The sequence below is a fragment of the Solirubrobacter soli DSM 22325 genome, assembly GCF_000423665.1.
GTDB lineage: Bacteria > Actinomycetota > Thermoleophilia > Solirubrobacterales > Solirubrobacteraceae > Solirubrobacter > Solirubrobacter soli.
The window spans coordinates 61,562-74,427 of sequence record NZ_AUIK01000021.1 but is presented as its reverse complement, the minus strand read 5'-3'; the positions used below and the strand labels follow the sequence as shown (position 1 = coordinate 74,427).

Annotated in this window: 6 protein-coding genes; 4 read left to right on the top strand and 2 right to left on the bottom strand. The window is 70.2% G+C overall.

From position 1 onward, the window contains the following. Nucleotides 1-388: 388 nt before the first annotated feature. Nucleotides 389-3,772 carry a ThuA domain-containing protein gene (locus G569_RS0115590; RefSeq protein WP_028064080.1) on the top strand — a complete coding sequence of 1,128 codons (3,384 nt, stop codon included), beginning with the start codon at nt 389-391 and terminating at the stop codon, nt 3,770-3,772. A 105-nt stretch (nt 3,773-3,877) separates the two neighbouring features. Continuing rightward, the gene (locus tag G569_RS58090) at nt 3,878-8,320 is read left to right on the top strand and encodes a PKD domain-containing protein (RefSeq protein WP_157592071.1); all 4,443 of its coding nucleotides are present in this window, start codon (nt 3,878-3,880) and stop codon (nt 8,318-8,320) included. On the opposite strand, the gene G569_RS0115580 is transcribed toward G569_RS58090, so the two are convergent. Continuing rightward, nucleotides 8,317-8,826 carry a GNAT family N-acetyltransferase gene (locus tag G569_RS0115580; protein ID WP_037496928.1) on the bottom strand — a complete coding sequence of 170 codons (510 nt, stop codon included), beginning with the start codon at nt 8,824-8,826 and terminating at the stop codon, nt 8,317-8,319. The genes G569_RS58090 and G569_RS0115580 overlap by 4 nt on opposite strands. Nucleotides 8,827-8,853: 27 nt before the next feature. On the opposite strand from G569_RS0115580, the gene G569_RS0115575 reads away from it, so the two are divergent. Next, nucleotides 8,854-9,417: a helix-turn-helix domain-containing protein gene (locus tag G569_RS0115575; RefSeq protein ID WP_245602497.1), complete on the top strand. Its 564-nt coding sequence runs from the start codon at nt 8,854-8,856 to the stop codon at nt 9,415-9,417. Here the strand turns inward: G569_RS0115575 and G569_RS0115570 are convergent. Next, nucleotides 9,392-9,850: a hypothetical protein gene (locus G569_RS0115570; RefSeq protein WP_028064077.1), complete on the bottom strand. Its 459-nt coding sequence runs from the start codon at nt 9,848-9,850 to the stop codon at nt 9,392-9,394. The two genes, G569_RS0115575 and G569_RS0115570, sit on opposite strands and share 26 nt — an antisense overlap. 187 nt (nt 9,851-10,037) lie before the next feature. Here G569_RS0115570 and G569_RS0115565 point away from each other — a divergent pair, with 187 nt between their 5' ends. Then, complete coding sequence (locus G569_RS0115565; protein WP_028064076.1) at nt 10,038-12,617, top strand: PKD domain-containing protein; 2,580 nt, start codon at nt 10,038-10,040, stop codon at nt 12,615-12,617. Nucleotides 12,618-12,866 lie beyond the last annotated feature (249 nt).

The window sequence follows — 12,866 nt, the reverse complement described above, 5'->3', positions numbered from 1 at the left end:
TCGACGACAAAAGCCTTCGGGTTCTCATCAAACCCCTTCATCCAGTCATCGGATGACCCGATTCGATGCCACCCCTGCTTATTCGTGTCTTGCGGCGTTTCCGGGAATATATGTCGGGTGAATCAACGAACTTGTCATCAACCCTGAAAGATCCTTCGCAAGGCCTTGCAATGAATTGAAAGGAATTCGTTGACAGAGGCACCGAACTCGGTGTAGCGTCACTAAGGCCGTCCGAGCCGGGTTGGTCAGAGAGGGATTCCAGGGGCTCAGGGCGGACCGTCGCGTACTTCGGAGGAGGGAACGGATGCAGCTGTCCTTGGCGGCACGGCCGCCGCATGCTCAGACAACGACGGAGACGCCACCGGGCCGCATGATGCGGTCCGTTTGCGTGTTCTTGGGCGCTCTGCTCGCCGTCTTCGCGCTGAGTACAGCGCCCGCGCTCGCGGACGCGGGGAAGGTCCTGGTCTTCACCGGCACCGGTGGGACACCCAACGCGGCCAGCGCCGACACGGTCACCACGATCAAGGCGCTCGGTGCCGCCAACGACTTCAGCGTCGACAACACTGCCGACAAGGCGGACATCAACGCCGCCAACCTGGCCAAGTACCGCGCCGTCGTGTTCGTTCACTCCTCGGGCGACGCACTCGACGCGGCCGGCGAGACCGCCCTGCAGGATTACGTCCAGAACGGCGGCGGCTTCGTCGGTATGGGGGAGACCGCGCTGCTCGAACAGGGCGGCGCGGCCTTCTTCAACACGCTGACCGGCCTGACCGGCACGCGCATCACCGGCACGGGCACCTCGAGCGCCGCCGACGTCGAGTTCCTCGACCGCGTGCACCCGTCGACGCGCGCGCTGCCGCTGCTCGACAAGGCGCAGACCGAGACCTGGTACACGTGGGCGACGAACCCGACCGGCACCGTGCACACGGTCGCCCGCGTCCGCGGCAACGCGCTGCCGGACGGCACGTCGGTCCCGAACGACGCCGTCAGCCGCTTCACCGGCGGGACCGCGACGATTCAGCCGCAGCTCGAGCGCCCGGCCTCCTGGTGCCGCGACATCCAGCAGGGCCGCTCGTTCTACACCGAGCTCGGCAGCTCGGCCGCCAGCCTCGCGACCGCCGACATCAAGAAGCACCTGCTCGGCGCCATCCAGTGGGCGGCCGGCATGGTCCGCGGCGGCTGCAAGGCCGGGATTAACTCCAACTACTCCGCGACGCGGCTGACGCCGATCCAGACCAATGCCCAGGGCAACCAGTACTACGGCGAGATGACGAAGTCGGCCCTGGCCGACGACGGCCGCGTGTTCTACGGCGGTCGCGCGATCTGCAGCGCCACCCAGGCACAGGTCGCCGACTGGGATCAGCCCAACGTCGGCCTCGGCTGCGGCACGATCCACGTCTGGGACCCCCGCGTCGACGGGCCGAACAGCCAGAACCCGGCGAAGATCACGATGGTCGCGAGCCTGTCGGTGTTCGGCGCCAAGGGCAACGGGGCCGAGTACGGGCAGACGTCGGTCTCCGAGGCCGGCATGGTCGGCATGGTCCTCGACCCCGACTTCACCAAGGGCCGTCCCTACATCTACATCCAGTACTACCCGTACTTCGGCGGCGAGCAGGGCAAGGACACCAACCCGAAGCTCGGCAAGGGCTTCGACCGCCGCACGTACATGGGCGAGAAGCGGATCAGCCGCTTCACCTACGACGATGCGACCAAGACACTCGTCCCCGGTTCGGAGAAGGTGATCTTCTCGTACATGTCGCAGGTCTACAGCTGCTGCCACAACGGCGCGGGCATGGCCTTCGACTCCAAGGGCAACCTCTACGTCACCAACGGCGACTCGACGCCCAACGGCACGTCGGCCAACGGCGCCAACAACCAGTCCAACAACAACAACGGCGGCTACGTCAACCCGGACGGGCACTTCACGCTGCCCTGCCCCGGGGCTGCTGCCACCACGCACTGCGGTGACGTCCCGGCCGACCAGCGGCCCCCGGACACCGGCCCACTGATCTCCTACGGCGACGCGCGCGGCACCTCGGGCAACACGAACGTCTACGAGGGCAAGATCATCCGGATCAAGCCGCTCGCGAACCCGGGTGACACGCCGGGCATCGGCTCGACGTACACGATCCCGGACGCCTCGGCGCCCAACGGGCCGAACCTGTTCGCTCCGGACAGCCAGCCCGTCAAGGACGGCAAGGCCAAGCCGGAGATCTTCGCGATGGGCGTGCGGTCGAACTACACGATCCACATCGACAAGAAGACCGACGCGATCACCACGGCGTGGATCGGTCCCGACCAGGGCTCCGAGAACGGCCAGTGGGGCCCGGCCAAGACCGAGAACGCGACGATGATGAACTCCTCGGGCAACTGGGGCTGGCCCTTCTGCCAGGGCGGCAACCGCTGGAGCTACCGCGCGAAGACGGCGAGCCTGAACGGCGGCAACCCGGCCCCGCTGGGCACGCCCGGTACGGTCGGCGGCGGCGCCGACGGCCAGACCGGCGGCTACTTCGACTGCCGCGGCGACGTCCTCAACGACTCGCCGTACAACACCGGCCTGACGACGATCCCCGCGCCCAAGCCGGTGAACATCTGGTACGGCCCGCAGGGCGGCTGCTACGGCTACAACAAGAACGCCAACGGCATCGGCCTCTACTCGCCGCTGAACACGACGCCGGCCCCGGACACGTTCCGCGCCTGCCCGTGGATCATCGGCGGGAGCCAGGCCCCGATCGACGGTGGCATCTACCGCAAGCCGGCGGGTGACAAGCCTGACGCCTGGCCCTCCTACTGGGACGGGCGCTGGTTCATGATCGACTTCGCGAACACCAACGCGACGCGTCACGCCCTCCTGATGGACCCGGCGACGCAGTTCAAGGGCGGCCAGCCGGTGGCGGTCGACTCGCTGTACGGCATCGTCACCACCCAGCTGATCGGCGGTGCGCGCCCCGTGTTCATGGACTTCGGGTCCGACGGTGCGCTCTACGTCGGCTCCTATGGCGGCGGCTACTACGTCTTCACCAACAGCAACATGGGCATCTGGCGCTTCGCCTACACCGGCGGCCCGGACACCCCGGGTCCCGACCCGAAGGCGATCGTGCCCACCACGAGCAGCGTCGTGCAGTTCAACATCGGCAAGTCCGGCGGCGTCTCCTACACGTGGGACTTCGGCGACGGCTCACCGAAGGTGACGACGCAGAACGCGACGGTGTCGCATACCTATGACACCGCCGGGTCCAAGACGGCGACGCTGACGGTCAACTACGCGGACGGCGACTCCGCTTCGAAGACCGTGGTCGCGGCCGACGTGCCGCAGCCGCTGTTCACCAACTCGTCCCAGGATGTCAGCGCGAGCGTTCCGCTCGTGATGTCGCTGACGCTCGGGTCTCCGGCCACGTTCGGCGCGTTCACCCCGGCGGTCGACAAGGACTACACCGCCTCGACGACCGCTCGCGCGATCGCCACCAGCGGTGATGCGACCCTGACGGTCGCCGACGCGTCGGCCACCGCCACCGGGTTCCTGACCAACGGCGACTACGCGTTGACGTCTCGGCTCCAGGTCAAGGCGACCAGCACGATCGGCACCGGCGGCGGCACGTTCGCCAACGTCGGTTCGAGTGCGAGCCCGACGCTGCTCCTCAGCTATCCGCGCGCGCTCAACGACGCCGCGGTCGCGCTGGACTTCAAGCAGCACGTCAGCGCCACGGATGCCCTGAGGGCAGGGCGGTACAGCAAGACGCTCACGTTCACGCTCGCGACGGTCACGCCGTAGAGCACAGCCGTTGACGCCGGGGCGGCCGCAGGGCCGCCCCGGCGCGTCCATATCGAGATCTTTGATGGAGGGTCATGTCGTGTTGGGACTGAGGAGGAGGTTCCCGTGTTGGGACTGAAGAGGAGGCGCGGGCCATGGCTGGCGAGCGGCCTCGCGCTGTTGGCGCTCGTGGTGCCCGCCGTCGCATCGGCGGCACCGGGCGCGATCAAGGCGGCCGACGACGAGAACTTCGGCTCGTTGTTCATGGACGCGTCGCAGTCCAACCCGCAGAAGAACAGCGTGACGATCTCGCCGGGCGAGAAGGTCACGTTCAGCTATCCCACGGGCAACAGCGCCCACAACGTGGTCTTCAACCAACCCGGCCCGCAGCCGGCGAGCTGCACGCAGACCGTGGCCTCCCCGGGCATCCCGATCATGGCGGCGCCGCCACTGCCGGCGTTCGGCGAGCCGCCCGGCTGGGCCGGTGAGTGCACGTTCGCCGCCGCCGGGACCTACAACTTCTACTGCAACGTGCATCCCAACATGCTCGGCAGTGTCATCGTCGCCGCGGCGTCGAACACCAACCCGACCGTCACGATCGGGCGCACACCCTCCGGCGACGTCCCGCGCGGCACCTCGATCGCGTTCACCGCGACGGGCGCGGACGCCGACGGCGACCCGCTCACCTACGCCTGGGACTTCGGGGACAGCCAGACCTCCACCCAGCAGAACCCCAACCACACCTTCGATTCGGCCGGCACCTACTCGGTCAAGGTCACGGTGTCCGACGGCAAGGGCGGCACGGGCACGGCGACCAACAGCGTCACGATCACCCAGCCCAACCGCGCGCCCACGGTCACGGCCGCGCGCACGCCCACGGGCAGCGTCCCGACCGGCACCGCCGTCGCGTTCACCGCGACCGGCACCGACGCCGACGGTGACACGCTGACGTACACGTGGGACTTCGGCGACTCGACGGCGACGTCGACGACGCAGAACCCGTCGCACACGTACGCCGCGGCCGGCTCGTTCACCGCGAAGGTGACGGTGTCCGACGGCAAGGGTGGCACCGGCGAGGCGACCGTCCCGGTCACGGTGACCGCCGCCAACACCGCCCCGACGGTCACCGCCTCGCGCACGCCGAGCGGCGACGGCAACGTCAACACCAGCTTCGCCTACACGGCGGTCGGCGCCGACGCCGACAGCGACCCGCTCACGTACGCGTGGGACTTCGGCGACGGCCAGACCGGCACGGGCGCGACCGTCTCGCACACGTTCGCGACGGCGGGCGCGTACAGCGTCAAGGTCACGGTCTCCGACGGCAAGGGCGGCAGCGCCTCGGCGACGGTCCTGACGACCGTCTACGGCGCGACCTGCACGCCGGGCGTCTACCGCGACGACTTCAACGGGAACGAGCTCGGCGCCGCGTGGAGCGTGCTCCGCCGCGATGCCACCCTGACTGTCTCCAACGGCGCGGTGACGATCCCGACCCAGGCCGGCGATCTCTACCAGACGACCAACACGGCCAAGAACATCGTGACGCGTCCGGCGCCCTCCGGCGCGTGGACGATCACCACCAAGCTCAACCACAAGGGCACCGCCCAGTATCAGCAGGGCGGCCTCATCGTCTACGGCGACGACGACAACTACATCAAGCTCGACCGCACCTCGACCAACACGGCGGGGGCGACGACCAAGACGGAGTTCGTCGAGTTCATCCAGGAGGTCGCCGCGACCGCCCGCAACCAGAGCGCCGACCACACGACCAACCTGCCGGCCGCGCAGGACCCGAACATGTGGCTGCGGATCGTCTATGACGGCACGACGCTGATCGGCCAGTACTCGGCCGACGGGACCACCTGGACGCAGGCCGGCCAGTCCTCGACGGCGCTGCCGGCGAACCCCCGGATCGGCTTCTTCGCGCTGTCCAACGCCGCCACGACGACCGTCAACGCGGTCTTCGACTGGTGGCAGGTCGAGGGCACCAATGCCCCGGCGATCCCGGGCTGCACGAACGCCCCGAACGCCAACCCGGTGATCACGTCCGCGACGCGCACGCCGAGCGGCAACGTGGACACCAACACGGCGATCAACTTCGCCGCCGCCGCGACCGACGCCGACGGCGACACGCTCTCCTACGCGTGGGACTTCGGCGACTCGACGACGAGCAACCAGCAGAACCCGACGAAGACCTACGCGACGCCCGGCACGTACGCGGCCAAGGTGACGGTCACCGACGGCAAGGGCGGCAGCGCCACCCAGACGGTCAATGTCACCGTCACGCAGGGCAACCGCAACCCGACGGTGACCGCGGCGCGGACGCCGACCGGCACGGTCGCGCCCGGCACGGAGGTCTCGTTCACGGCGACCGGCGCGGACGCCGACGGCGACACCCTGACCTACTCGTGGGACTTCGGCGACTCGTCGGCGGCCTCCACGGAGCAGAACCCGAAGCACACCTACCCGAACGCCGGCAACTACACGGCCAAGGTGACGGTGTCAGACGGCAAGGGCGGCACCGGCAACGCCACCGTGACGGTGAACGTCGCAGGCGCCAACTCCAACCCGACGGTCACCGCCACGCGCAATCCGACGGGCAACACGCGCGTCGGCATCCCGATCACCTTCACGGCGACGGGCGCCGATGTCGACGGTGACACGCTCACCTACTCGTGGAACTTCGGCGACTCGACGGCGGCCGGCACGGGCGCGAGCGTGACCCACACGTTCGCCACCGCCGCGACGTTCAACGTCGTCGTCACCGTGAGCGACGGCAAGGGCGGCACGGGCACCGCGACGCTGAGCGTCGTCGTCCAGGCCAACCGCGCGCCGACGATCTCGGCCGCGACAGCCACCCCCAACGAGGGCTTCGCTCCGCTCAACGTGTCCTTCTCGGCGACGGCCACCGACCCCGACGGGCAGGCGGTCACCTACGAGTGGGACCTCGACGGCGACGGCACGTTCGAGACCCAGGGCGCCACGGCGACCAGGACCTACACGGCCTCGGCCGCGCCGGTCCTGCGCGTCAGCGACGGCCTCGGCGGCGTGACGACACGCACGCTCGCGTCCGCTCCGAACGGCGGCGGCATCAACGTGTTCCCGGCCACGCTCGACCCGAGCGCCCGGTACCACGTCCTCGTCTTCTCCAAGACGGCCGCGTTCCGCCATTCGGCGATCGACGAGGCCGAAGTGGCGATCGCGAAGCTGGGCCGCGAGAACAACTTCACGGTCGACTGGACCGAGGACGCGACGCGCTTCAACGACGCGTTCCTCGGCCGCTACGACCTGGTGGTGTTCAACTCGACCACGGGTGACGTGCTCAGCGACGACCAGCAGGCCGCGTTCGAGCGCTTCATCCGCTCCGGCAAGGGCTACGCAGGCATCCACTCGGCGACCGACACCGAGTACACCTGGCCGTGGTACGGCCGCCTGACGGGCGCGTACTTCCGCAACCACCCGAACGGCACGCCGACCGCCACGGTCGTCGTCGAGGACCCGAACAAGGCCTCCACGAAGGACATCCCGGCTCGCTGGACGCGCGTCGACGAGTGGTACAACTTCCAGAAGATCGACAACCCGGTGGTCAACGGCGGCGGCGACGATGTCAGTCCCCGCACGCAGACCCCGATCCACGTGCTGTTGACGATGGACGAGTCGACCTACACGGAGTCCGATGGTACGGACGGCGTGGATGACGACCACCCGATCGCCTGGTGCAAGCGCTACGACGGCGGCCGGATGTTCTACACCGCCCTCGGCCACACCGAGGCCACCTACACGGATGCGACGTTCCTGAAGCATCTGCTCGGTGGCATGGACACGGCGGCCGGCCAGGTCGTCGACGCCGACTGCGGCGTGGACCCGAACGCCGCACCCGTCCTCACCGCCTCCCGTGACCCGCAGGGCACGATCGGCGCGGGCGACGCGATCAAGTTCACCGCGAGCGCGACGGACGCCGACAACAACCCGCTCACGTACGCGTGGGACTTCGGCGACAACGGCACGTCGACCATCCAGAACCCGACGCACACCTACACGACGCCCGGCACGTTCACGGCGAAGGTGACGGTGTCCGACGGCAAGGGCGGAACCGACACCAAGTCGTTCACGATCGTGGTCGAGCAGCGCAAGGTCGAGGTCGGCCAGTCCGTCGGCGCGGACGTGCCGCTCGTGCTGGCGCTGTCGCTGGGTGGCCCGGCGAAGCTGGGCGCGCTGACACCGGGCGTGGCGGGCGAGTACACGGCCTCCGTGCCCGCGGTCGTCACCAGCACCGCGGGTGACGCGGCGCTGACGGTCGCCGATCCCGACCCGACCAACCCGGGCAAGCTCATCAACGGCACGTACGCCCTGGCCTCGCCGATCCAGGTGAAGGCCAGCAACACGGCCAACCCGAGCACCGCGTTCGCGCCCGTCGGGTCGAACCCGGTCACGTTGCTCTCCTGGCCTCGCTCGGTCAGCTCGGACGCGGTCACGGTCGCGTTCAAGCAGGTCGTCGACGCCAACGAGACGCTGCGTGCCGGCAACTACGGCAAGACGTTGACGTTCACGCTGTCCACGACAACTCCCTAACCGGGGTCCGCCGGTGGGTCCTCGCCTTGGGCGAGGACCCGCTGGGCCCAGTGGACGTCGTGCCAGGCACCGAGCTTGTAGCCGATGCTGCGGTAGGTGCCGACCGGCTCGAAGCCGAGGGCCCGATGGAGGCCTTCGCTGGCGGGGTTGGGCAGTGTCATCCCCGCGATCGCCGACCGGTAGCCCCGGTCGGCGAGGTCGCGGAGCAGGACGTCATACAGAGCTCGGCCGGCGCCGGTGCGGCGCCGGCCGGGTTCCAGGTAGACGCTGACCTCGCACGCCCAGCGGTACGCCGCGCGCGGGTGGAAGCGGCCCGCGTAGGCGTAGCCCGTGACGCGGCCCTCGTCCTCGACGACGATCCAGGCGATGGCGGTCGCGATCCGCCCGGCCATCTCGTCGGCGCTCGGTACCTCGGTCTCGAAGGTGATCGCGGTGTCGGTGACGTACGGCGCGTAGATCGCGGCGCACGCGTCGGCGTCAGCCTGGGTTGCGGAGCGGATCAACATGTGACTATCGTACGCACCGTGTCCACTATGATGACGGACGAGGCGCTGGCGGCGGCGGTGCTGGCGGCGCGCGAGGCCCAAGGGCTCTCGACCAGTGCGCTGGCCGAGCGGTCCGGCGTCTCGCGGGCGATGATCGCGAAGATCGAGCGCGCCGAGGCGCAGCCCACCGCCGCGCTCCTCGGCCGGCTCTCGGGCGCGCTGGGCCTGACGCTGAGCGAGCTGATCGCCCGTGCCGAGCACGCCGAGTCCCGGCTCGCACGCGCGGCCGACCAGCCGCTGTGGACGGACCCCGACACGGGCTACACGCGCCGCGCGGTGTCACCCGCCGCGGGTGGAGCGCTCGAGCTCGTGGAGGTGACGTTGCCGCCGGGTGCGCAGGTCGCCTACCCGGCGGATGCCTACGTCTTCACCCACCAGCAGCTCTGGGTGCTGGAGGGCACGCTGCGCTTCGTCGAGGGCGCGACGGCCCACGAGCTCGCGAAGGGCGACTGCCTGCAGCTCGGCGCCCCGGCTGACTGCGTCTTCGTCAACCCCGGGCGCCGCGCGTGCCGTTACCTCGTCGCCCTCACTCGGCGGCCGGGTCGTAGCTGAACGGGTCGTACGGCAGGTCGGGATGCTCGCCGGGCTGCGACAGGTCGTACGCGCGGATCTGTCCTGACGGCTCGTCGAACGCCAGCGCCCAGCGCTGCGTGAACGCGGGGTTCGTGCCCGGCTCGCGCAGCTCGGCCATCCGAGCGGAGACGAGCTTGAGCGCGCTCATCGCCCGCATCCGCGCTCCGAACAGATCCTGGCCGACGTGCAACGCGTTGTCGCGCAGCGCCTCGGCCATCGGTGCCGTCAGATTGTCGATGAACGCGAGGTCGTCGCGCGCCCAGCGCGCGAGCTCGTGCGTCGTGCGGTCGATGATCGCCACGCGGCCGTAGAAGCCGTAGAAGAGCCGGTGCAACGCGTCCAGACGCTCCTCCTCCGGGACGGCGTCTTCGTATTGCTCGAGGCTCTCGGCGAGCGTCTGCGGTTCTGGCATCGCGCGACGATCACCCACCTGCGTGCTCGCGTCAAGAACCTCCAGCTTGGTGGGAACGGTGTGGGAAACCGCACCACGCCCGACGGGGCGCCGACGCCGATCCGCCAGGGTGCCGCACCAAGCGCGAACGTCCGCGCTGGGAGGCTTCCGCTCGCTTCCTCACGCCCACGAAGGAGACCCCAACTTCATGCCGCTCCCCCTGCGTGCGGCGCTCGCCACCCTGGCGGTCGTCGCGCTGGCCCCTGCCTCCGCCTCCGCGCAACAACAGCAGCAGTACACCGTCGGCCTCGGCTGGGCGCCGACGGCGCCGACCGTCCTCGACGACGTCACCCTGACGGCGACGACCACGTCCAACGATGTCACGTGGGACTTCGACGCCGACGGTCATCCCGACGCCGCCGGCAAGTCCGTCGTGCACCGGTTCACGACCGAGGGCGATCATCGTGTGGTCGTGAAGGCGTCGTGGCCGGGCGCTGTACCGATCGTCCGGCAGGCCGTGGAGTCGATTCACGTGACACCGTCCCCACCCACCCAGGTCACGCCGACGCCGACGCCGACGGCGACGGCCACGCCCACGGCCACGCCGTCGCCTGAGCCGACCGTCGTCGTGCCGGTGCCGACCGCGGTGGCGACGCCCACCCCGGCGCCGTGCAAGACCAGCGTCACCGTCGGCAAGCTCGTCGCGACCTCGATGTGCTTCGAGCAGAAGGGCTCGACGTACACGACGAAGTGGCCGATGGCGCTCAACGGCATCTTCGTCGGCCCGCAGAACGGGGCGATCATCGCCATCGACACCCGCGGCGCCACGAAGATCACCGCCGACAGCGCGAAGGTCAAGGTCACCATCAAGGGGACGTCGCTGACGACGTCGACCGGCAAGCTCGACTGGACGGTCACGGGCGACAAGCTGGTCGGCTTCAAGTCGTCGGCGCCCTCGCTGGGCGGCATGAAGATCACCGGCATGCCGATCGCGCCGCAGCTGCTGACCGGCGGCAAGTCGCAGTTCGCGTTCTACTTCGCGCTGCCGGAGAAGCTCGGCGGCGGGACGCCCACCACGCCGGTCAAGATCAACATCGGCTCCGGCGCCGACAACGGCTTCAACTTCAAGATCGCCCACGGCTGGCTCCCCGGCCTCAGCCTCAGCGAGCTCAACGTCCGATACGACGGCAACTCGAGCTGGAACGTCGACGCCCGCGTGCGGCTCCCGCAGCCGGTGCCGCTCGATGTCAGCGGCGGCCTCGGCATCAAGAACGGCTCGTTCGCCTCGCTGTACGCCAACACCACCTTCGGTGCCAACGGCCCGCACTACGGCCCGATCGCGCTTCAGCGCCTCTCCTTCGCCCTGGAGCTCAACCCGACGGTCTCCAAGTGCGTGCCGAAGATCGGCAAGGAGACCGTCAACGTCAACAAGCTGCTCAAGGACGTCACGGGCCAGACGTTCAACGTCCCGCCGATCGTCGTCGACCACGGCAAGCCGATCTCCGCGCTGTGCGGTGACATCGCGCTCACCGCCGGCCCGACCCTGGTCGGCAAGCCCGCGCTCTCGGTCGAGGGCGGCCTCGGCATGACGATGTTCAACGACCGCCCGAGCGTCATGCGCGCCTACGGCAAGGTCAAGCTCGTCGGCTGGACGATGTCCGACGCCGAGCTCGAGGTCCACGGCAACGGCTACGTCGGCATGCGCTCGAAGTTCAACTGGGGCTGGGACGGCGTCGCGGCGCTGCGCGGCTACTCCTCGCTCGAGTTCCTCGGCAAGAAGTTCAACGGCGAGGCCTACATGAAGGCGTGCCTGGACTTCATCGACTACTGCCTCGGCGCCGAGGGCCTGCTCTCGAGCAAGGGCGTCGCCGTCTGCCTGACGATCGACACCTGGGTCGGCGACTGGCATCCCGGCTTCGGCGCCGCCTGGGGCAAGTCGGCCAAGCTCTACTGGTCCGGCTGCGACCTCGGCCCGTACCGCGAGAACCTGACCGCGTCGGCCTCGGCCGCCACCGGCCAGAGCGTGCGCATCCCCGGCGGTCTGCCGGGCGCCGTGATCGCCGTCACCGGCCGCGGCGGCGTGCCGAAGGTCGCGTTCATCTCCCCGAGCGGCAAGCGCATCGAGACGCCCGCCGACGTCAAGCCGGTCGGCGCCAAGGGCTCCTTCCTCATGCAGGTCCCGAACGAGAACCTGACCCAGGTCGCGCTGGGCAAGCCGGAGGCCGGCACGTGGCGCGTCGAGACGCTCCCGGGCTCCGTGCCGATCGCGAAGGTCGCTTCGGCCCAGGGCCTGGAGAAGCCGTCGGTGAAAGCGAGCGTGCGCGGCAACAAGCTCACCTACAAGGTGAAGACCCGTCCCGGCCAGGTCGTGCGCTTCATCGAGCGCGGCCCGTCCGCCGCCGGTGAGATCGGCGTCGCCCGCGGCACGCACGGCACGCTGAAGTTCACCCCGGCCGCCGGCCGCGCCGAGCGCCGTGACATCGTCGCCCTCGTCGAGCAGGACGGCGCGCTGCGCGACCGCGTCGTCGTCGCCCACTACCGCGCCCCGGGTCTGAAGAAGCCGGCGAAGGTCCGCTCCCTGCGCGCCAAGCGCTCCGGCTCCTCGCTCGTGGTCACCTGGAAGGGCGCGAAGACGGCCGAGGTCCGCGCCGTGCTCGCCGACGGCCGCCGCCTGACCGTCCGCGGCGCCCGCGCGAAGTTCGCCAACGCCACCCGCGGCACGATCACGGTCCGCTCGCTCTCGCCCGACGGCCGCCTCGGCGCCCCGGTCACGCTGCGCGTCCACTGACCGCCCCGCGCCCGCGCGGCTCCGGCCGCGCGGGCGCCTTGTCGCGCCGCGCCGCGCCGCCCCGCGCCCCGCCGCGCCGCGCCGCCCCGCACCCCGCCGCGCCGCCCCGCGCCGCCCCGCCCCGCGCCGCCCCGCGCCGCGCCGCCCCGCGCCGCCCCGCCCCGCGCCGCGCCGCCCCGCCCCGCGCGGCGACGCCCCGCGCCGCGCGGCGACGCGGGGTACGGCTGGCCGCACTACGGGCGGGCGGTG

Coding starts and splice junctions, on each gene's coding strand:
- G569_RS0115580 (WP_037496928.1), bottom strand. CDS start 8,826: ATGTTGATCCGCTCCGCAACCCAGGCTGACGCCGACGCGTGCGCCGCG.
- G569_RS0115575 (WP_245602497.1), top strand. CDS start 8,854: ATGATGACGGACGAGGCGCTGGCGGCGGCGGTGCTGGCGGCGCGCGAG.
- G569_RS0115570 (WP_028064077.1), bottom strand. CDS start 9,850: ATGCCAGAACCGCAGACGCTCGCCGAGAGCCTCGAGCAATACGAAGAC.
- G569_RS0115565 (WP_028064076.1), top strand. CDS start 10,038: ATGCCGCTCCCCCTGCGTGCGGCGCTCGCCACCCTGGCGGTCGTCGCG.